Source organism: Psychrobacter immobilis, assembly GCF_904846185.1.
GTDB lineage: Bacteria > Pseudomonadota > Gammaproteobacteria > Pseudomonadales > Moraxellaceae > Psychrobacter > Psychrobacter immobilis_B.
The window spans coordinates 164,156-186,891 of record NZ_CAJGZQ010000002.1 but is presented as its reverse complement, the minus strand read 5'-3'; the positions used below and the strand labels follow the sequence as shown (position 1 = coordinate 186,891).

General features: G+C 44.0%; 17 protein-coding genes. 13 read left to right on the top strand and 4 right to left on the bottom strand.

Features of this window, described 5'->3' with window-relative positions:
• Nucleotides 1-75 precede the first annotated feature (75 nt).
• Complete coding sequence (locus JMW94_RS01750; protein WP_201600212.1) at nt 76-972, bottom strand: LysR family transcriptional regulator; 897 nt, start codon at nt 970-972, stop codon at nt 76-78.
• A gap of 178 nt (nt 973-1,150) precedes the next feature.
• On the opposite strand from JMW94_RS01750, the gene JMW94_RS01745 reads away from it, so the two are divergent.
• Complete coding sequence (locus JMW94_RS01745) at nt 1,151-2,278, top strand: alkene reductase (protein WP_265088298.1); 1,128 nt, start codon at nt 1,151-1,153, stop codon at nt 2,276-2,278.
• A gap of 78 nt (nt 2,279-2,356) precedes the next feature.
• Here the strand turns inward: JMW94_RS01745 and JMW94_RS01740 are convergent, their stop codons facing one another.
• The gene (locus tag JMW94_RS01740; protein ID WP_201600208.1) at nt 2,357-2,758 is read right to left on the bottom strand and encodes a DUF1971 domain-containing protein; all 402 of its coding nucleotides are present in this window, start codon (nt 2,756-2,758) and stop codon (nt 2,357-2,359) included.
• Nucleotides 2,759-3,083: 325 nt separating this feature from the next.
• Between JMW94_RS01740 and JMW94_RS01735 the strand changes: the two genes are divergently transcribed.
• Nucleotides 3,084-4,562 carry an MFS transporter gene (locus tag JMW94_RS01735; RefSeq protein ID WP_201600206.1) on the top strand — a complete coding sequence of 493 codons (1,479 nt, stop codon included), beginning with the start codon at nt 3,084-3,086 and terminating at the stop codon, nt 4,560-4,562.
• Nucleotides 4,563-4,775: 213 nt separating this feature from the next.
• Here JMW94_RS01735 and narL read toward each other — a convergent pair whose 3' ends face one another.
• Nucleotides 4,776-5,435: a two-component system response regulator NarL gene (gene narL, locus JMW94_RS01730; RefSeq protein ID WP_045447151.1), complete on the bottom strand. Its 660-nt coding sequence runs from the start codon at nt 5,433-5,435 to the stop codon at nt 4,776-4,778.
• 74 nt (nt 5,436-5,509) lie between these two features.
• Complete coding sequence (locus tag JMW94_RS01725) at nt 5,510-7,543, bottom strand: histidine kinase (protein WP_227685370.1); 2,034 nt, start codon at nt 7,541-7,543, stop codon at nt 5,510-5,512.
• A 401-nt stretch (nt 7,544-7,944) separates the two neighbouring features.
• On the opposite strand from JMW94_RS01725, the gene JMW94_RS01720 reads away from it, so the two are divergent.
• The 11 genes from JMW94_RS01720 (at nt 7,945) to moaC (ending at nt 22,685) form a co-directional block, all read left to right on the top strand.
• Nucleotides 7,945-9,324 (top strand): NarK family nitrate/nitrite MFS transporter, encoded by a 1,380-nt coding sequence (locus tag JMW94_RS01720; protein ID WP_055125085.1) that lies wholly within the window; start codon nt 7,945-7,947, stop codon nt 9,322-9,324.
• A gap of 348 nt (nt 9,325-9,672) precedes the next feature.
• Nucleotides 9,673-13,431: a nitrate reductase subunit alpha gene (locus JMW94_RS01715; RefSeq protein WP_201600202.1), complete on the top strand. Its 3,759-nt coding sequence runs from the start codon at nt 9,673-9,675 to the stop codon at nt 13,429-13,431.
• A 92-nt stretch (nt 13,432-13,523) separates the two neighbouring features.
• The gene (gene narH / locus JMW94_RS01710; protein WP_055125087.1) at nt 13,524-15,062 is read left to right on the top strand and encodes a nitrate reductase subunit beta; all 1,539 of its coding nucleotides are present in this window, start codon (nt 13,524-13,526) and stop codon (nt 15,060-15,062) included.
• 70 nt (nt 15,063-15,132) lie between these two features.
• Nucleotides 15,133-15,930, top strand: a complete 798-nt coding sequence (gene narJ, locus JMW94_RS01705) for a nitrate reductase molybdenum cofactor assembly chaperone (protein ID WP_201600356.1) — start codon at nt 15,133-15,135, stop codon at nt 15,928-15,930.
• A gap of 14 nt (nt 15,931-15,944) precedes the next feature.
• Complete coding sequence (gene narI, locus JMW94_RS01700; RefSeq protein ID WP_045447153.1) at nt 15,945-16,670, top strand: respiratory nitrate reductase subunit gamma; 726 nt, start codon at nt 15,945-15,947, stop codon at nt 16,668-16,670.
• 296 nt (nt 16,671-16,966) lie between these two features.
• Nucleotides 16,967-17,866: a peptidylprolyl isomerase gene (locus JMW94_RS01695; RefSeq protein ID WP_413786177.1), complete on the top strand. Its 900-nt coding sequence runs from the start codon at nt 16,967-16,969 to the stop codon at nt 17,864-17,866.
• A 144-nt stretch (nt 17,867-18,010) separates the two neighbouring features.
• The gene (gene glp, locus JMW94_RS01690) at nt 18,011-19,306 is read left to right on the top strand and encodes a gephyrin-like molybdotransferase Glp (protein WP_201600197.1); all 1,296 of its coding nucleotides are present in this window, start codon (nt 18,011-18,013) and stop codon (nt 19,304-19,306) included.
• Between the two features lie 312 nt (nt 19,307-19,618).
• On the top strand, nt 19,619-20,734 hold the full coding sequence (moaA, locus tag JMW94_RS01685; protein WP_201600194.1) for a GTP 3',8-cyclase MoaA: 1,116 nt from the start codon (nt 19,619-19,621) through the stop codon (nt 20,732-20,734).
• A gap of 66 nt (nt 20,735-20,800) precedes the next feature.
• On the top strand, nt 20,801-21,331 hold the full coding sequence (gene moaB, locus JMW94_RS01680) for a molybdenum cofactor biosynthesis protein B (RefSeq protein WP_201600191.1): 531 nt from the start codon (nt 20,801-20,803) through the stop codon (nt 21,329-21,331).
• A gap of 3 nt (nt 21,332-21,334) precedes the next feature.
• The gene (locus JMW94_RS01675) at nt 21,335-22,093 is read left to right on the top strand and encodes a molybdenum cofactor guanylyltransferase (protein WP_060491601.1); all 759 of its coding nucleotides are present in this window, start codon (nt 21,335-21,337) and stop codon (nt 22,091-22,093) included.
• A gap of 58 nt (nt 22,094-22,151) precedes the next feature.
• The gene (moaC, locus tag JMW94_RS01670; RefSeq protein ID WP_087945632.1) at nt 22,152-22,685 is read left to right on the top strand and encodes a cyclic pyranopterin monophosphate synthase MoaC; all 534 of its coding nucleotides are present in this window, start codon (nt 22,152-22,154) and stop codon (nt 22,683-22,685) included.
• Nucleotides 22,686-22,736 lie beyond the last annotated feature (51 nt).

Below are 22,736 nucleotides of genomic sequence, written 5' to 3'. Positions count from 1 at the left end.
TGACGAAGAATAAAAACAATAACGCTCTAGGGCATGTCCTCATTTTAAAAATGCAGATAGAAATGAGGTCATGCCTTAGTCAGACTTGGATAACTGCTGTAACTGTTCAATCAGCCAACGGTGTATACCACTGTGACTGGTACGTGGGTGCCATGCTGCTATCACCTTAAATGTGGGTGGCAGGGCTTCCACTTTAAGCTCTTTAACCCGACTGTTTGGTAATAAACGCGAAGGATAAAATGCAATCATATCGGTTGTATAAAGGATATCTGGCACCGCAGAAAAGCTAGGAACGGACATAACGATGTTTCGTTTAAGACCTTTTTCTGCAAACCACTGATCATGAGAACCACGCAAGTTAGCGCGTGAAGGTGACACCACCAGCTGCGAGTGTGCGGCAATTTGTGCCAGTGACAGCGGCTCTGTTGTAAAATCGTTATTGCAACCAGTAATGCAGAAATGTTGTTCTTCAAGTAGCGTCACATAAACCAAGTTATCAGGAATAAATTCTGGGAAAGTAATCAGCAGATCAAGCTCGCCTGCCGCAATAAGCTGATTGACATTGTCTGAGGCAAAATCACGCACGATTAATTTCAAATCAGGCGCGTCGCGGCGCGTTATATGAAACAACTGCGGTAATAATGCCTGCGTCGCATAGTCGGTCGCGCTAATCGTAAATACGCCTTTATAAGTCTGCGGCGAAAACACATCCGGCTCTAACAGTGCTTCTAACTGCTCTAATATGCGACTAATGGGTTGCTGCATCGATAGCGCTTTGGGGGTTGCCACCATGCTATTGCCTTGACGAATAAACAAACGATCATCAAACAAATCACGCAGCTTACGTAATTGTTCGCTGATTGCCTGTTGTGTCAGCCCCATTTTGCGCGCGACTTGTGAGAGATTTTTTAGATCAAGCAACGCATGTAGCACTCTCAGCTGCTTGATATCGAGTCGGTTAATTCCATTCATAACATATACCATTAATAATTGTATCTTAAACAACAAAACCCTGTTTCCAATTGTATCTATAAAACTCTATGCTTACCAACCTTACTTACGCAGTAATAAAGCATCAAAACAAGCTCAATGGTTTAAACAATAACCCCGTCCATTTGTTTTAAAAGAGAGTTTTATGGAACCATCTAATATCGATACCAGCCCATTATTTGCATCTGTCACACTTGGACCATATACGTTAAAAAACCGTATTGTCATGCCACCGTTGACACGCTCTCGCAGCACGCAACCGGACAATATTCCTAATGAATTAATGGCAAGCTACTATACACAGCGCGCCTCTGCTGGTTTTATGGTCACTGAAGGCACGCAAATTGAGCCAAGGGGTCAAGGTTATGCGTGGACGCCAGGCATACATTCGCATGCCCAAATCGAAGGCTGGAAAAAGGTCACTCAAGCGGTACACGCAGCAGGTGGTATCATTTTCGCTCAGCTTTGGCATGTGGGTCGCGTGTCTCATACCAGCTTACAACCACAAGGCGCTCAGCCAATTGCACCATCAGCTATCACTGCTGACAATGTAAAAGTATTTATCGAAACAGCACCAGGTGCAGGCGCGTTAGCCGATCCTAGTGAGCCACGCGCACTCAGTACTGATGAAGTTAGTGAACTGGTCGCTATGTATGCGGCAGCCGCGCGCAATGCATTGGAGGCAGGTTTTGATGGCGTCGAGCTGCACTGTGCCAATGGCTATTTGGTGAATCAGTTCATCTCTGAGCATAGCAACACACGTGATGATCAGTATGGCGGTTCATTGACCAATCGCTTGCGTTTCTTAAAAGAAATCGTAGCTGCCGTCAGTGAAGTGGTTGGCGCTGATCGTTTAGGCGTACGTTTCGCACCGCTGTTTGCTAGCACAGATGAGACTCGCGTGTATTTAGGGCTAGTGGAATCAGATCCACATCATACGTATATGGAAGCGATTAAAGTACTTGAACAAGCGGGTATCGCTTATTTATCTATTGCAGAAGCTGACTGGGACAATGCTCCTGATTTACCAGAGACGTTTTATCAAGCCGTCAGAGCGGAGTTTTCAGGACGTATTATCTATGCGGGTAAATACACGACGGAAAAATCGGTTTATATGCTAGCTAAAGGTTATGGCGATTTATTTGCTTTTGGTCGTCCCTTTATTGCTAATCCCGATTTACCTGAGCGCATAGCCAATCATTGGCCACTCAACGAGGTAGATCCTACCACGATGTATGGTGGCACCGAAATTGGCTATAATGATTATCCTTACTATCAAAGCTCTTAATACAATAAGGCCATTCGTGGCCTTATTTTTTTGCTTATGAATATGATATTTTTAATAGCTGATTCATATATATAGCCCTTATGATTCATCCGACTGATCAAACAACTTTTCGATAGGCTTGCTGTGTATCTTTGAGCTATTGAACAGCGACTTATTACCAGTATCCGCTTCTGTCCAAAAATTAATATTGAATTGGGCATCATCACTTAATTCTACGCAGTGCCAATATTGAGGCGGACTGACAGCGAACTGCCCTGCTTTAATAACAATGGTTTTTTCAGGTTCAGTGGCGGCTTCATCAGCAAAGCCATAAAAGGTAACCGTGCCTTGCATGACACAAATTTGGCCGTATACGCCCTCTGCTGTATTGTGATGAGTCAACAAGGCTTTTGGGACTTTATCTTTAGTAAAAAAGTGGGTCGAACGCTTTATTTTCCAATGGCTGGGTATGACGGGGTTTGAGGCGACAGTATGACTCATGGTAACTCCTTGGCTAATTTGATGGGTGTATCCCAATCCTTTTTATTAACAGCTTACTTGAGAATAAAATTCTATTGATAAACGAGAAAAGCACACACAGTAATGGTTATTATTACTATAGCGCATCATATTTTCAAATGTATTGCTATCCTCATATCATCTTAGTTAACCATCAATATATAGGATATTAAAGCCACTTTTTAATCCCCATTAAGTAGTATGTGAAATGACATTCATACTGCTTTCGCCTAATGGTTAGCGAGCTTACTTATTGCTACATTAACTCCATCTAAACTATCCAGTTCGACGGTGGAGAATACTTGTCATGCATGCAAAAGAGCTACTTGAGGTTGAACGCCGTGATATAAGAGCGCTTCACTATACGTGGATTGCTTTTTTTCTGACCTTTTATGTCTGGTTCAATATGGCACCACTAGCCACTTCTATGCTAGAGGCCGAAAGCTACTTAACTTCTGAACACATCAAATTATTTCTCATTGCCAACGTTGCTTTGACCATTCCGGGGCGAGTGGTAGTCGGCATGGCATTGGATCGCTTCGGTCCGCGTCGCGTGTTTTCCATACTGATGGTCGTCATGGCGATACCGACATGGTTCTTCGCTTTTGGTGATTCCGCGATGCAGCTGTTCGTCGCTCGCCTATTTATGTCTATCGTGGGTGCAGGGTTCGTCGTTGGCATTCACATGACCGCCCTTTGGTTTAAGCCAAAAGACATTGGCTTTGCCGAAGGGTTTTATGCAGGCTGGGGTAATTTTGGTTCAGCTGCCGCAGCGATTACCATTCCGACGGTTGCGCTACAGTTCTTTGGTGGTGATGACGGTTGGCGCTGGGCAATTGCATTATCTGGCTTACTGATGGCCGCTTACGGGGTGGCTTACTGGTTTTTAATCACCGATGGCCCTACACAAGATACCCATAAAAAAGCACGTAAGGCAGGTGCTTTAGAGGTATCAAGTTGGAGAGATTTATTATTATATTGCCTATTCATTATTCCTTTATATGGCGTATTGGGTGTATTGGTTTATCGTACCAAAAACATGGGATTCCTGAGCGAAACGGGCGCTTGGGGGTTTTATACTCTCATCGCTGTGGTGGTTATTTACCAAATTTACAAAGCCATCAGTGTCAACGTACCCATTCTCAAAGCGGGTATCCCTGAGGATGACAAATACCCCTTTACCTCTGTTGCTGCCCTAAATGTCACCTACTTTGCTAACTTTGGCGCAGAGCTGGCGGTCGTCTCTATGCTACCTATGTTCTTTGCCGCAACGTGGAAGCTCGACCCTACCGTCGCAGGCTTAGTCGCATCGACTTTTGCTTTTGTTAACTTATGGGCGCGACCACTTGGCGGCTATATCTCTGACAAGGTTGGCAATCGTCGCTTGGTAATGTTGGTATACATGTTCGGTATCGGTATCGGCTTTGGATTGATGGGATTGCTGAATGCAGAGTGGCCATTGTTTATCGCGGTCGTCTTTACGATTCTATGCTCAGTCTTTGTGCAAGGGGCAGAAGGCGCAACTTTTGGTATTATCCCCTCAATTAAACGGCGCTTAACGGGTCAAATTTCTGGTATGGCGGGGGCTTATGGCAACGTTGGCGCTGTGTTCTACCTATTTATATTTACGTTGGTCGAACCAAATCAGTTCTTTTTTATCATTGCGATAGGTGCATTTATCGCTTGGGTACTTTGTTTCTTCTGGTTAAAAGAGCCTGAAGATGCCTTTGGTGACGAATACAAAATGTCCTCGGTCGATCGTCAAATTGCCGCTGAAGAAGGCTAATTTGATTAGCTTATAAAATAAAAAAGCCACCCAGCATCACTGCTCGGTAGCTTTTTTTTGACTGATATAGAGAGCTATCTAGACATGTAATAGGAGTTATCCAGATGACCCATGATGTTTTTATAAAAAGTAATGCTTTCAAAAAGTAGCGATTTCAAAAAGTAATATTTTCAAAAAACAATTACTTCGATAAATAACCATTTTGACAAACGACTACTTTGATAAATGATTCACGGTCCATACTGCCGCCTCTACCCGTGTGCGTAGTCCAGTTTTGTTCAAAATATGCTTAACATGCACTTTTACTGTGGATTCTGCGATATCCAGTTTGTTGGCGATCATTTTATTACTTAAGCCTTCAGCAATCATTTGAATCACTTGCAACTCTCTAGTAGTAAGATTGCCAGCGATATCTTCAATGCTTGGTGTACGTAATGTTTGCGCCAATATTGAGGCTAAATTGGGACTGATAACCAGCTCACCGCGCAACACTTTTCTAATATCGACGATGATTAACTCAGGCTCCATATCTTTTAGCAAATAACCATCCACCCCTAATTTCAACGCTTCTTGTACGTCTTCTCCGCTGTCAGAAACTGTAAATAGCAAGGTAGCCACGTCAATATTTCTGGCTTTGATTTCTCTTAAGGTTTCGATACCAGTCAACACTGGCATTTTATGATCTAGAATGACCAGATCAACTGGGTTGTTTGCCAAAAAATCCAACGCTTCTTGTCCGTTATTTGCCTCACCAACGACCGTTACATCACTTTCGAGACTGAGCAGTTCTGCGACACCGCGGCGCAGCATAGGATGGTCATCAACTAATAACAGCCGAGCCGGAGAAGCAGACGTATAAACTTTAGTAGTCATAAAATACTCACAAATTGAAAAATGCTACAAAAAATACAATGCAGTGGTTAAGAGCGTTTACTAAGCCTATTCACTTAGTTTTGCTCAGCCATATAATCCGTAAAGAAACTGGGTACAAACCTGACGATGACGCTGGTACCTGCGGGTACATTATTAGAGATAATCAAATCACCGCCTAATTTATAGGCACGCTCTTTCATAATCATTAGACCATGATGCTGGGTCTGATTGACAGTCCCTGATATGCCGATGCCGTCATCATTGACCATCATCGCTACATAATTACTTTCATCATCATAAACCAAATCGATAGTGACGCTGTTAGCATGGGCATGGCGACTGATATTCGACAGCGCCTCCCTTATAATTTGAATGAGATGTACTTGTTCGGTTGCCGTTAGATTCAAAGATAGGATTTGATTGTTGACCTTTATGTCAAACTGCCCTTTTACAGCAAACTCATCAGCCGCCTCATATAAAGCTTCATCAAAATTGCCGCTATCAATCGTCAAGCGAAAAGTCGTCAATAAGTCTCGCAGCTCATGATAAGCAGAGTTTAGACCCATTTTTATTTGACTGATATGCTGCCCAACCTTGATTTGACTTTGCTCATCAAATACCACAAGCCCACTGTCTTTATCAGTAGACAGTTGCAGATGTTTTTCGAGCACGCTGACTTGTATTTTTAGATAAGACAATGACTGTGCTAAAGAGTCATGCAACTCCCTAGCAATGGTCGAGCGCTCTTCAAGTAGAATAAGCTGATGGTCTTGCTGCCTTTGTCTGCGTAGGGATAAGGCGGTGCTGACGAGATTGGTCAGCACAACGATCAATTCATTGTTTTTAGCAATCAAATAACTACTATCTACCTCTACTACCTTGATACGTGTTGAATCTTCCTCGCTTTTTTTCTTATCTTCTGCATAAGCTTGATTGGTCATTAAGACAGATTTTGGTCTGACTTTTAGCTCACCAAATTCTATATCTTGATGAATAATCGGAAACGTTTTGGTATAAACGTCTTCTTTAATAGAGCAGCTATCACAAGTGAGTTTGGTACATAGCTCTTTCATCCTATCATCGTGCAGGGCTATAGAGTTTTTATTGGTGAGAATATTGCTTTGAATACACAGCGTAAAATCTAAATATGGGAATATACACCCAAAGCCAGTAATCAATTCATCAAGCCGATGTAAGCTCACAGGACTACTGGTCAATTGCTTTGAGAAATCATAAAATAATGATAAGGCTTGGTTGGCTTTTACCAGATGCTGAGTCTTTGTCTGTACCTCACTCTCAAGTGAGCGCTGATACCTCTCAATAGTACTGGCCATACCGTTAAAAGAATTACCAAGCGCTTCAAATTCTCTATAACCGCTGATAGACACTCTCGTATCATATTTGCCTTCTTTAAACGCCCGATTGGCTTTAATGAGTTGTTGAATAGGCGTTAGCACTGAGTTCTGTAATCTCCGTACGCCTATCAGCATGATAATCATGCTCAGTATCAGTGAGAGTATTTGTAGGTTTTGCTGCCATGTCTGACGCTGCTCATTTCTATCCTGTAACGCGCCAACAAAACGATTAACATCGTCAATATACTTGGTTGAATCACTATAAAAGCCTTGCTTGTCTTGTGCCAACAATGCTGGTTTTAAATCACGAAACCATTGTGATTTTATCTGGCTCCATTGCTCACTGATCGCCTTATCTCTGTTGGCACTGGTCAGTTGATACGCTTGTAATTTGTTGAGACGACTCTCCATGTCTTCAACCAGTATGTCTATTTTTTCAGACTCGCTTTTATTGGAGAAATCCAGTCTGTCTTGCTTTTCTACCTGCGGCGCATTGTCACTATCTAAGCCATCTTGTTTGATATTTAGGCTTGAGCTAAAGGGATGGTTATCCGCAAAGTCAGTCGCTAGCTGAAAGCTAATGCGATACGTTGCCATGCGTATCGAGCCTGCGGTATTAATCGCCTCAGCATCAGACTTTGCGACCCAAGCGAGCGCACCGCTGCCTATCGCTGACATCAAAAACAAAGTAGCGATGATCGTAATAGCAATCCAAGTATGAAGGAACAAAGACTGCCGTCGTAGATTAGACATGATTAATAGCGCTCCCATCAAACACTTTCTGCGCAAAAGATTTTAGATCTTAAAATTGAACGTCGCAAAAGCAAAAAACATACAGCATAAAAAATACTACAGCGCACTTATCAGTCCATCGACAAGCAAAACCTTAGTGATAAACCTGCCCGCAATATACCCCTTTTAGTCATCAGTATACCACTATGTATGAATACTCTTCATCGGGATAACACAGTACCGTGAGTTATCATTTTTCGAAAGAGCAAGTGATTCATAGCGCTCATAAGCCAGTACGGCGGCTCTTTGTTATCAATATTAACAGGAGTAAGCGCTACGGTTTACTGTAAGTTTAGACAGCCATTTGATGATAAAAAATACTGAACATAACTAGGCATAGCTGATACTAAGTGAGGAATAACATGGGCAATAATTACAACTTCAAAGGTGGTAAGCTCATCACTGACTGGCGACCTGAAGTAGAAGAATTTTGGGAAGGAGGCGGCAAAAAAGTCGCCCGTAGAAATTTATGGATATCCATTCCATCGTTGCTATTGGCATTTGCAGTATGGATGGTATGGAGTGCCGTCATCGTCCGTCTACCCGAGATTGGTTTTGATTTTGATGATGGGCAGTTGTTTTGGCTCGCCGCGCTGCCCGGACTATCAGGGGCAACGCTGCGAATTTTTTATTCTTTTATGGTGCCTATCTTTGGTGGGCGACGTTGGACAGCGATATCTACCTTATCCTTGTTGATTCCAGCATTATGGATGGGCTTTGCGGTTCAGAACCCTGATACGCCATTTATGATATTTGCCATTATTGCCCTACTTTGTGGCTTCGGTGGTGGTAACTTTGCCTCCTCCATGTCCAATATCTCGTTCTTCTTTCCAAAAGCAGAACAGGGCACTGCTCTTGGGCTAAACGCGGGTTTGGGTAACCTTGGCGTGTCGGTGATGCAGTTCGTTGTACCGATGATTATATTGGTAGCAGCCTTTGGTAGCTTAGGCGGCGACCCACAAGTCTCTGCAAGCGGTCAGCTGTTTTATCTACAAAATGCAGGCTTTATTTGGGTACCCTTTATTCTGCTATTTTCAGCACTGGCATGGTTTGGCATGAACGATATTGCCACTGCTAAAGCTTCCTTTAAAGACCAATCCGTTATCTTTAAACGCAAACATAACTGGATCATGTGTATCCTATATATGGCAACCTTTGGCTCGTTCATTGGTTTTTCAGCCGCGTTTCCGATGCTGATTAAAAACTCATTTCCTGCCATTGATGCGCTTAAGTTTGCCTTCTTGGGTCCTTTAGTTGGTGCGCTATTTCGCCCCTTAGGTGGTTGGATATCTGACAAAACCAGTGGCGCAAAAGTAACTTTTTGGAACTATATCGTGATGGTATTGGCGGTAGTGGCGGTGATGTATTTCCTCCCTAGCGAGACTCATGAGGGCAGCTTTGTCGGATACTTCATATCCTTTATGGTGCTGTTTATCACCACGGGTATCGGTAACGGCTCTACCTTTACCATGATTCCCGTTATCTTCAGAACCTTTCATGAACGCCTTGAACCTCAAAAAGCAGGTACAGAGGATTTGTTTGTCGAGATACGTAAAGAATCAGCAGCAGTGGTTGGCTTTACCTCAGCGATAGCGGCCTATGGCGCATTCTTTGTCCCAAAAATGTTTGGTTCAGGACTGGGTGTTGATGGTACTTTTATCGCTTTAATTGTCTTTTATGTTCTCTGTATAGTGTTGACATGGTGGTATTACAGTCGCCCTAATGCTGAGATTCCTTGCTAAAGCAGCCTTGTATAAATCATCCTCTAAAAACAGATTTTCAAATTAAAAACATCTCTCTTTATAGTGCTACTTGCCAGCGTAAGTAGCACTTTTTTTATTTTTACCAATCCATATTCTGCTTATAAATAAGCCCGACTCATAAATACTTAACGATTTTTTAAGCCAATTTTATCATTTACCGCTACTACTAAGGTGGTAGTGCTCTGCTCATGTTAGCGGATAGCAAGAGAGCGATGGCTTACTTAAAATAATACCATCGAAAAACATTTACAGCTTGGGCAAAGGGTTGTTTTTACCACGCCATTCAGCTTTAGATACCCCATAGGCAATAATACAGAGGATAGCGAAATGAGCCATTTACTCGACCAATTCCGTTTTTTTAAACGTAAAAAGGGCGAATTCTCCGATGGGCATGGTGAGACGCGCGATGAGTCTCGTGACTGGGAAAATGTGTATCGTAGCCGTTGGCAGTATGACAAAGTCGTGCGTTCAACGCATGGGGTCAACTGTACTGGCTCTTGCTCATGGAAAATTTACGTAAAAAACGGCTTGGTCACGTGGGAAACGCAGCAAACTGACTATCCTGAAACCCGTCCAGACTTACCAAACCACGAACCGCGTGGCTGTCCTCGTGGCGCAAGCTACAGCTGGTACATGTATTCAGCGAACCGTGTGAAATATCCTAAAGTACGTAAGCCGCTTCTCAAATTATGGCGTGAAGCCAAAGCGCAGTATCCTGATCCAGTCGATGCTTGGGGCAGTATCGTCCAAGACCCTATCAAAGCAGAACAGTATAAATCCAAGCGCGGTTTGGGCGGTTTTATTCGCTCAACGTGGGCGGAAGTTAATGAAATCATCGCCGCTAGTAATGTCTATACCGCCAAAACTTTTGGTCCTGATCGTATCGTTGGTTTCTCTCCGATTCCTGCGATGTCGATGGTCAGTTACGCAGCTGGTAGTCGCTATTTATCACTTATCGGCGGTGTTTGCTTGTCATTCTATGACTGGTATTGTGACCTGCCACCAGCGTCGCCAATGGTTTGGGGTGAGCAAACCGACGTGCCAGAATCAGCCGATTGGTACAACTCTGATTATATTATTGCGTGGGGTTCAAACGTTCCGCAAACGCGTACACCAGACGCGCATTTCTTTACCGAAGTTCGTTATAAAGGCACTAAGACAGTCTCCATCACCCCTGATTATGCTGAGGTTTCTAAGTTAACTGACTTATGGCTAAACCCAAAACAAGGTACTGATGCGGCTGTGGCGCAAGCATTCTGTCATGTCATTATCAAAGAGTTTTATCTCAAGCAGCCAAGCGATTACTTCTTAGACTACGCCAAGCGTTATACCGATTTGCCCGTACTGGTCATGCTAGAAGGTGAAGATGGCGCGCGCCGTGCTGGTCGCTACCTGCGTGCTTCTGACTTGGTCGATGACTTGGGTCAAGAAAACAATCCTGAATGGAAAACCATCGCTTTAAATAATGACGGCGAATTGGTTTCTCCGCTGGGCTCAATTGGTTACCGTTGGGGCGAAAAAGGCAAGTGGAATCTTGAGCAAAAAAACGGCACCACAGGCGAAGATATCGATCTGACGCTAACCTTAAAAGACAGTGCTGAGACTTGTGTCGTGGGCTTTGATTACTTCGGTCATGTGGATCATCCGCATTTTACCTCAGTACCAGGCGAGCCTATCCAGCAAAAAACCGTTCCTTGTAAAACCATTACCCTTGCCGATGGCAGCACCGCTATCGTTGCGACCGTCTTTGATCTAACCGTTGCCAACCTTGGGGTGGATAATGGTGTTGGCGGCGAGCATGTCACCGACGACTATAACGATGCCACCGTACCGGGCACGCCTGCTTGGCAAGAAGTCATCACCGGTTTGAGCCGTGAGCGCGTCATTCAAGTCGCGCGTGAATTCGCTGAAAACGCCCATAAGACTCATGGTAAATCGATGATTATCATCGGCGCGGGTATGAACCACTGGTATCACCTAGACATGAACTATCGCGGCGTGATTAACATGCTGATGCTATGTGGCTGTATCGGCAAATCTGGCGGCGGCTGGGCGCATTATGTTGGTCAAGAAAAACTGCGCCCTCAAACGGGCTGGTTGCCATTGGCCTTTGCGCTTGATTGGCATCGTCCACCGCGTCATATGAACGGCACGAGCTTCTTTTACAATCACAGCTCACAGTGGCGTCACGAAACCATTTCTGCCCATGAGATACTCTCGCCTCTCGTCGATAAAAAGTTCTTCCCTGAGCATATGCTTGATTACAACATTCAAGCAGAACGCGCAGGCTGGTTGCCTTCAGCACCACAACTCAACCGTAACCCACTGACCATCGCTGCCAAAGCCAAAGAAAGCGGCAAAGGCGTGGAAGAATATGTGGTCGATTCTCTCGAAGATGGCAGCTTACGCTTTGCTTGTGAATCACCTGATAACCCAGCCAACTTTCCTCGCAACATGTTTATCTGGCGCTCAAACCTATTGGGCTCGTCCGGTAAAGGTCATGAATATATGCTGCATTATTTCTTGGGCACCAAAAATGGCTTGCTCAATAAAGAAAATGCAGAAGGTCACCTGCAACCAAAAGAAGTCGATTGGGTAGAAAAAGGACCGACTGGTAAATTAGACTTGGTTGTCACGTTAGACTTCCGCATGTCTTCCACCTGTTTGTATTCTGACATCGTGCTACCAACTGCAACTTGGTACGAAAAAGATGACATGAATACCTCAGACATGCATCCATTCATTCACCCATTAACCGCCGCGACTGACCCTGCGTGGGAATCTAAGACCGATTGGGAAATTTATAAAGGCATTGCCAAGAGCTTCTCTGAAGTATCAAAAGGTCATTTAGGTGTTGAAACTGACGTTGTCACCTTGCCGATGCAACATGACACCCCAGGTGAATTGGCACAGCCATTTGGTGGCACTGACTGGAAAACGGCTGGCGAAAAACCGGTTCCGGGTAAAAACTGCCCGATGATTAAAGTGGTTGAGCGTGACTATCCGAGCACTTATAAAAAGTTCACTTCTATGGGTCCTGCCTTAGAAAAACTGGGTAATGGCTCAAAAGGCTTGAATTGGGATATGAAAACCGAGGTCAAACAGCTCGGTGATTTAAATCATAGAGTGACTGATCCCGGTATTTCTGAAGGTCGACCAAGTCTTAACACCGCTATCAATGCTTCTGAAATGATTTTGATGCTCGCGCCTGAGACCAATGGTCATGTGGCGGTAAAAGGCTGGGCTGCACTCTCTGAATTTACTGGTCGCGACCATACCCACCTTGCCAAATCTAGCGAGCACGAAAAAATCCGCTTTAAAGACATCGTCGCACAGCCACGTAAAATCATCTCAAGCCCGACATGGTCAGGTATTGAGTCGGATCAGGTCAGTTATAACGCGGGTTATACCAACGTCCATGAGCTGATTCCATGGCGTACGATTACTGGTCGCCAGCAGTTTTATCAAGACCATCCTTGGATGCAGGCGTTTGGTGAGCAAATGCAGCAGTATCGTCCACCTATCGATACCAAGACCACTGAGCTGCTCAAAGACGCTAAGCCAAATGGTAATAAAGAGATTGTACTGAACTTCTTAACACCGCACCAAAAATGGGGCATCCACAGTACCTACTCTGAAAACTTGCTGATGCTGACCTTAAGTCGCGGCGGACCTTGTGTCTGGATGTCAGAAGTCGATGCCCAAAAAGCCGGCATCGTCGATAACGACTGGATTGAGCTGTTCAATGCTAATGGGGCAATCACTGCCCGTGCCATCGTCAGCCAAAGGGTGAAAGAAGGCATGACCATGATGTATCACGCCCAAGAGAAACTGGTCAACATTCCAGGCTCTGAGCAAACAGGCACACGTGGCGGTATCCATAACTCGGTCACTCGGACGATTTTGAAACCGACGCATATGATTGGCAGCTACGCCCAGCAGTCTTATGGCTTTAACTATTATGGCACCGTCGGTTGTAACCGTGATGAATTTGTCGTGATTCGTAAAATGTCAAAAATCGACTGGCTAGAAGATAAGCCAGATAACGAATTGCCACGTCCGTTACCAACCAGCATTGAAGGGTAACGCTGTTTCTTCTATCGAAAAGATATCCTGATTTCAGGATATCTAGGAAGAACATAAAGCTGCTTTTTTACTATTATTTGGAGCACAGATCCATGAAAATTCGTTCGCAAGTCGGCATGGTGCTTAACCTTGATAAATGTATCGGTTGTCACACCTGCTCAGTCACCTGTAAAAACGTCTGGACCAGCCGTGAAGGTATGGAATACGCGTGGTTTAACAACGTTGAATCAAAACCCGGTATCGGTTATCCCAAAGAATGGGAAAACCAAACCAAATGGAAAGGTGGTTGGATACGTAATGCCAACGGCACTATCAATCCGCGTATCGGTGGTAAATTTAGAGTATTGGCAAATATCTTTGCTAACCCTGACCTACCAGAAATTGATGACTATTATGAGCCGTTTGATTTCGATTATCAGCATCTGCATACCGCACCTATCAGCAACCATCAACCTATCGCCCGCCCGCGCTCAGCCATCACTGGCAAGCGTATGCAAAAGATTGAATGGGGTCCTAACTGGGAAGAAATCCTCGGCTCAGAGTTTGAAAAACGTCGCAAAGATAAGAACTTTGACAACATTCAAGCGGAAATTTATGGCGAGTACGAAAACACCTTTATGATGTATTTGCCACGTCTGTGCGAGCATTGCTTGAACCCAACTTGCGTCGCATCATGCCCAAGTGGCGCGATTTATAAGCGTGAAGAAGACGGCATTGTCTTGATTGACCAAGAAAAATGTCGCGGCTGGCGCATGTGTATCTCAGGCTGCCCGTATAAAAAGATTTACTACAACTGGAAGTCGGGGAAATCTGAAAAATGCATCTTCTGTTATCCCCGTATTGAAGCCGGCTTGCCGACCGTTTGTTCAGAAACCTGTGTTGGTCGTATCCGCTACTTGGGTGTACTGCTTTATGACGCGGACAAAATCGCTGAAGCAGCAAGCACACCTAACGAGCAAGACCTTTACCAAGCACAGTTAGACGTATTTTTAGATCCAAATGACCCTGCTGTTATCGCCCAAGCATTAAAAGACGGTGTACCGCAATCGGTCATTGATTCAGCCCAGCGCTCACCAGTTTATAAGCTAGCGATGGATTGGAAGCTTGCGCTACCACTACATCCTGAATACCGCACGCTGCCGATGGTTTGGTATGTACCGCCATTATCACCGATTCAAAATGCTGCTGAAGCAGGCAAAGTCGGTATGGATGGTCTCATTCCAGATGTCGACAGTTTACGTATTCCTTTGCGCTATTTAGCAAACATGCTTACCGCAGGCGATGAAGAGCCAGTTCGTCTAGCATTGAAGCGCCTACTTGCTATGCGTAGCTACAAGCGTATGCAATTGGTTGAAAAACAAGAAGTCCAAAGTATTTTGGATGATGTTGGTTTGACCAAGCTGCAAGTGGAAGAGATGTACCGCTACTTGGCTATTGCTAACTACGAAGATCGCTTTGTGATTCCAACGGCGCATCGTGAAGAAGCATTGAGTGATGCATTCGCTGAGCGTAATGGTTGCGGATTCACCTTTGGCGAAGGCTGTTCAGGACATTCGGACAATAGCATGTTTGGACAACGCAAAACCAATCGCCGCGATTTCATCGATACTGTCCAAAAGTGGGAGTCATAAGATGCAAACTACTCAACTCAATAACAGCACTTCAGTGCATGAGCCAATTAATTCAGCGATTGAGTCGCCGATGATTGGCGCTTCAGACTTAAAGCTACTCAAGGTACTCAGCCTACTTATCGACTATCCAAGTAATGAGCTGTTTTTAGGCGATACGCTTGCTGATTGCACAGAGATTGTTGCCAGATCAACGCTGATTAGCCCAGAAGTACGGATGCAAATCATCGACTTGATCGAAGATTTAATCGATACCGGCTCTCTTGAGGCGCAAGCGCGTTATGACGGTTTGTTTGAGCGCGGTCGTTCTTTATCACTATGGTTGTTTGAGCATGTACATGGCGAATCGCGCGACCGTGGTCAAGCGATGGTCGATTTGATGGGTCAATATCAAGAAGCGGGCTTTGAGATTAGCGTCAAAGAGCTGCCTGATTATCTGCCTTTATATCTCGAATTTTTAGCGTATCAAGCAACCATTATTGAAGACGACATTCAAATTCGTATGGATATCGCTGATGTGAGCCATATCCTCGCTTTGCTTGCCGCCAGATTAGAGGGTCGCGGTAGCTTGTATAAAGGCTGCTTCAATGCGCTATTGCAAATCGCTGGTAAACCGCTCGATATCGTTGAAGAGTATCAAGAAAAAATCAGCAAAGAGAAGCGTGATGACAGCTTTGAGGCATTAGACAAAGAATGGGAAGAAGAAGTGGTGACGTTTTTAGATGCGCAACAAGAAGAGCGTTGCCCGTCACAAACAAGTACCCAAAATCTTGCAGCAAAAGCTGGTATAAAAAATGCCTCTGCTGCTAATGCAGTCGATGCTCCAGTGCACTGGGTAGATTTTAAAACCAACCAGCCGGTTAAATCATAATAAGGAGAAAGGACATGAATATCGCAGATCCTAGTGTGCAGTCTTTAGCCAACCTAAACTGGCTACAAATTTTCCTTTTTGGCGTTTATCCGTATGTGGCATTGACCATCGCTATTATTGGTACTTGGGTACGTTTTGATTTATCTCAGTATTCATGGAAGACAGGCTCGACGCAAATGCTCAGAAGCAAAAACATGCGCCTTGCCAGCAACTTATTCCACGTCGGTATCATTGTGGTGCTCCTCGGTCATTTATTTGGCATGTTGACACCGCATTTTCTTTATGACAGATTTATCAGCGCCGGACATAAGCAGATATTAGCGGTGGTCGTTGGGGGTATCGCAGGGGTGTTTTGTTGGTTCGGTTTGGTCATGCTCATGTGGCGACGCTTTACCGATGACCGTATCTCAAACACCTCATCGTTCTCAGACAAACTGGTACTGGTGCTGTTATTTATCCAGCTGAACTTAGGTCTGCTGTCCATCTTTACGTCAGTGAAGCATTTAGATGGCTATACCATGATGAATTTGGCAGGCTGGGCACAGGACATCACAATTTTAAGACCTTTGCAGGCAGCGGCGCGCATTGAGCAAACTGACTTAATTTATCAGCTGCATATGGCGCTCGGCATCACCCTGATTGCGATATTTCCGTTTACACGGCTTATTCATATCATTAGCGCGCCAATTTGGTATTTCGGCCGTCGCTATCAAATTGTCAGACAAAAGAACTCTCAGTAAGGCTGTAGAGCAGTATCTAAATGGAATGGCATTTTTAACCCTATCCTCACCTAGATACTGCTCTTTACCCTACCTTTAACGATGAATCAACACGCCCTATATTTTAGAATTTCTATTACCAGAATCCTTAGTGGAGCAAAGCCATGACTGTCAGTACCTACAATCCAGCCAACCATGCGACCAACCAAAACGCTCATGTGCACAGTGGTAATCATCACAGCCATGGTAATGATAATCACAGTCACAGTCATGCCGATCACACTCCTACTGGTCACGGTGATGATATTCTTAGAGTAATGCCAACCTTGTCTGATTTGCAAAAACCGCATTCTGACCAAGAGTTCATCGAAAAAGCGATGGCGGAAGAGCGCAGCAACCATAAAAACCTGATTGCCTCTAGCCGTGATGAGCTGCCTTCAGTGACAGTCAATGGGGTGATGATAGATAGAACCAATATCGCCCAAGAGCTGCAATATCATCCAGCAGAAAACAAAGAAGACGCCGTCTTTTTAGCGACGCAAGCGCTGGTTGTGCGCGAATTACTGAGATTGGCGGTTTTAGATGAGCCAAGCCTTGGTGAAGCGGCGTGGGAAAACGACGAAGAGCAAGCCATTTCTACTTTAATAGACAAAAACGTTCAAGCAACGATGCCAGATATGGCAACCTGTGAGCGCTATTATAAGCAGAATATGACTGACTTTAAGACTGATCCCATCATGACTGTACGCCATATTTTATTGGCATGCCCGCCTGAAGATGGTGATGAGCGCTTAAAGCTTAAAAAGACCGCTTACGAGTTTATCGAACAAATCAAAAATAACGCCAATCCTGATGCAGAATTTATTCTGTTAGCACGCCAGCATTCGGCTTGCCCTTCAAAAGAGCAAGGTGGCGAACTGGGTGTGATTAGCAAAGGTCAAACCGTACCAGAATTTGAAGGTGTATTGTTTAAGCTAGATAAAGGACTTGCGCCAAGCCCTATCGAAAGCCGTTACGGTTTTCACATCGTTGAGGTGCTCAATAAAGAACCTGGCATACAGATGACTTATGAGCAAGTCAGTCCTGCAATCCATAATAAACTGAGCCAACAAGCCTTTCACCAATCATTATGCGACTACTTGTTTACCTTAGCGCATGAAGCTGATATCCAAGGTATCGAGATGACACTTGAGCAAGAGAATATCTTCCGCGGCTAAGCAGTCCGCTGTCGGTCACTTAATTCTTATGTTATAAAGTAGCTGCTATGGTATAAAGGTTCTTGTGATACAACACCCTTTTTATGCTATGTGTCGTTCAATATCAATAACACAGTTCAATATTAATAAAATGAGTAGACGTTTATGATTACGGTTGCAGGACTTATCTCTGAAATACAGCAGCGCATAGAAACTTACAATACTAACGATTATCCGCTACACAAAAGAGTGGTCGAAAGCTACGATTTATTAGACAGCCGTCATCATATATTGGCAGAAGATATTGTCTCGCCTTTTGCCATACCAAGACAAAATCTATCGGCGATGGATGGTTATGCGATCGCTAAAGACAGCCTACTCTCAGCAGACAGCACGATTGATATCGTGGGTGAATCACAAGCGGGCAGTCCTTATAGTGGCGACATTTCAGCAGGACAAGGGGTGCGTATCTTTACCGGTGCGGTCGTTCCTGATAGCTGTGATACGGTCATCATGCAAGAAAATACCAACTTTGCCGCCATAAAAGACCGCATTGATAAATCGCAGCTTTATACTATTACCCTCAGTCAAGACGCTAAGCATGATGACAATATCCGTAAACAAGGCGAAGAAATTGAAGTTGGCGAAGCGGTTCTATTAAAGGGTAAACGCCTAAATCCTGCTGATATTAGCTTATTGGCTAATTTGGGCTTTGGTCAAGTGACGGTATATCAGCCTTTAACCGTTGGTGTACTCGCAACAGGTGATGAGCTAGTTGCCATTGGCAATGAGCTGACCAGTTTGGCGCAAATCTATAACTCGAACACGCCTACCCTAAAAAGCTTACTCGCTGATTTACCCATTACTATTCGTGATTATGGCATTATCCCAGATGATTTAGATAAAACCATCGCCGCCGTAACCCAAGCCATACAAGAGTGCGACGTCCTTATCTCCACGGCTGGGGTATCGGTTGGCGACTATGATTTTTTAACCACGGTTATTGAGCAGCTTGGGCAGATTAACCACTATAAAGTCGCGATGAAACCCGGTAAGCCATTTGTCTTTGGCGAGCTGACTAAAAATCTTGCCAAGCCAGTGCTATATTTTGGCTTGCCCGGCAATCCGCTATCGACCATCGTTGGTAGTCTACAATTTGTGATCCCAGCCTTGTGGCAAATGGTAGGCGCTGCGCCACAAGAGCGACCTATGCAGTTAAGTCTCACTGCAACGCTTAAAAATGATATCAAAAAATCAGCGGGACGGATGGATTTTCAAAGAGGCATATTGTCCCAAAACGAACTTGGCGATTTTCAAGTTGAAAGCTTTACCAAGCAACAATCGCACCGTATCAAACAACTGAGCCACGCCAATTGCTTCATTGTACTAGCACAAGATTCTGGCAATATAGCCGCTGGTAAAACCGTAAAAGTGCAGCCTTTCCCTTGGTTGCATCGCTAAATAATTGAATCATTAATAACGGTATAGCTAAAAAGCTGCATGGCTAATCAATGGTATAAAGCGTTACACAGTTAATCATTCTTTATACTGTTGATTAGCCATGAATCATGAGAAACTGCTTGGGGCGTATGTTGATTTTAAAAATCATAACTAAGTAGCATCTACTACTTTAGTGGTAGTTTTTGGGTCACTTACGGTGAATGGTTATTTGCGTGTAAACTGTCATAATCGTGTTTAAATAGAACTTCCCACTCACAACCTGAGGCAACGCCTAAAAGTACACACCATACTTAATATTAATGGTAATCATCTATGAACCATCTTGCCCCTACCCTAGGTAATGCGCAATTGTATTCGCCTGCCGCTGCACCCGTTATTTTTGATGGTGACTCATCATCGAACGTTGCATCGAAAACTGCTATCACGACGACGTATTCTCCGGTCACGCTCTCTCAACCATTAACCGATGGTTTCGCACGACGTCTCACCTATTTGCGTCTATCGATTACTGATTTCTGTAATTTCCGCTGTGAATATTGCCTGCCAGATGGATATCAAGGCAAACCACCACAAAACGAGCTTAGCGTCACTGAAATTGCCACGTTAATCCGCGGATTTGCCCAAGTTGGTACTAAAAAAGTCAGGATTACGGGCGGTGAACCCTCTATACGCCGTGATGTGGTAGACATTATTAAAACCATCAAAAACACCGAAGGCATTGAAACGGTTGCCATGACCAGTAATGGGTATAAGCTTGGTAAGCACTTAGCTAACTGGCAAGCCGCTGGACTGAATCAGCTTAATATCAGTATGGACAGCTTTGATGCCGCGACCTTCCATAAAATGACTGGCTTTGATATGTTGCCGCAGCTGTTGGCGGACATGGATACTTTGCTTGCGACCACAGATATTAAGCTAAAAATAAACAGTATTTTAATGGCTGAAACCGCCTTTGAAAATCTAATGAATGCCATTGAATACATCAAAAACAGAGCGGTCACTTATCGCTTTATTGAATTTATGCAGACCAGTGATAATAGCGATTTATTTTTTGCGCAGCATGCACAGTCCGATATTATTACCAATTACTTATTAAAAAATGGCTGGCAAACTCACATACGTGGCAGCAACGATGGACCAGCGATAGAATACAGCCATCCAGATTATCAAGGGCGTATCGGTATGATTGCCCCTTACGCTGCTCATTTTTGTGATAGCTGCAATCGCTTACGGGTTAGCAGTCAAGGCAAAGTACATTTATGCCTATTTGACCAAGGTAATTACGATATTCGTCAGCATCTAGCACAGGATGATGTCGCAGGACTTGTTAATACCCTCCATAGCTTTATGCCAATCAAACCTGAACATCATCATCTTCACGAATCAAACAGCGGCATGATGAATAATTTGTCGATGATTGGTGGATAAAATCAATAATGTATCAATAATAAAAACTTTTATTTCCATAACAAGCGTATTTATTAAGGAATATCCATGAGTAAGCTGCAAGCACCCTTTACCCCGCTTAATATCGCCATCTTAACGGTTTCTGACAGTCGTACTCTTGCAGAAGATACTTCAGGGCAGTATTTGGTTGACCAACTGACCACAGCAGGACACCAACTTGCCGATCGTCAGCTGATTATTGATGATATTTATAAAATCAGAGCCGTCATCAGCGGTTGGATTGCCGACCCTAATGTACACGCTATTATCACCACGGGCGGTACTGGCTTTTATATTCGCGACAGTATGCCAGAAGCAGTCGGCGTATTATTTGATAAGTCGGTTGATGGTTTTGGTGAGATGTTCCGCTTAATCTCAAAAGACGATATCGGCATGTCTACCATCCAATCTCGCGCTGTGGCTGGTATGGCAAATGGCACGGGTATTTTTTGCCTACCCGGTTCATCAGGTGCTTGCCGCACTGCGTGGGAAGGTATCTTACAAGAGCAGCTCGATAGCCGCACACGCCCCTGTAATTTTGTGCCACACTTAATGCGCACCAATCCAGGTCACGATTGATTCATGGTCGATGTTGCAGATAGATTAATCGAAGTAGATAAATGCAATCTCTTAGCAGGTATCGTTATTTTGGCGGGCGGCGCATCCAAACGTATGGGATCGCCAAAAGCTGAGTTGATACTCCCGACAGGTGAGCGTTTACTTGATTATCATGTCAGACAAGCGCTTGAATTGAGTGCTGCGATGATAAGCAATATACCTATTATGATTGCGGATAATGGACGCGGCTTTAGCATCAATCCAGATTTGCTTAAGAATTCGCCATCGCCAGTCTTTCATATTACTGATTATCTATCTGCTAACGATCTTTCTAACAATATTCTGTCAAGCAATGATGATAAGCCGATTGAAACAGGCGGCGCGTTGGTAGCGATTGAGTCAGCACTGCAATCTGTAACAAGCTCAATAGAATTAACGACAGACACAAGCCCACATATATCTTGGTTAACGGTTATCAGCTGTGACAGCTTAATTCCTGTCACAGATTTATGGCAAAAACTGCAACCTTATATGACGAACAATTCTGATAAAACTGTTATTTGCCTAACAGATGACAGTAATTTATATCCATTGTTAGGTTTATATCGTTTAAGTATTGAACCTAATTTGAAGGATTATATTGACGATGGACAGCGGCAAGTGATGAAGTTTATTCAGCCAATTGTGCAGCCCGTCCCTTTCGCAAAAAACTGGCAGTATCTAACCAATTTTAATACGCCTAAAGATTTTGAGCATGCCTGTTTAGCTTTAAACGACTTATAAAAAGGTTTATTGAGAGAAACTAGCTTTCAGAAAAACTGACCATTTAAGAGAAATGAAAATGAATAGCAACAGTCAAAAAAACAGTAAGCAAGCAACCAAGCAACCAAGCAACCAATCTGGCTTATCCCATTTAGACAGCGACGGTGATATCACCATGGTCGATGTGAGTGGCAAAACGGCTAGCACTAGAGAAGCACATGCAAGCGGACAAGTAGTTTTTCCCGCAGACATTTATACGCAAATCAAAGCCGCCGACGGTATGACCAAAAAAGGTAGCATCACTCAGACTGCTCATATTGCCGGTATCATGGCAGCCAAACGCACCCACGACTTGATTCCACTTTGCCATCCTTTGCCCTTAGATAAAATCAGCTTAAGCTTTGCATACGATGATGCAAACCATAGCATTACTGTGACTGCCACGGTTAAAGTTACTCATAAAACTGGGGTAGAAATGGAAGCATTAACCGCCGTCAGTGTCGCTTGCTTGACCATTTACGATATGACCAAAGCTATCTCGCATGACATTGTGATTGATAATATTCATTTAATGAAAAAAACGGGCGGTAAGTCCGACTATCAACATGCGTAAAATGAATACAATTAATATGAAAGCTAGCAAGCGAATAAGCCGCTAAAAATC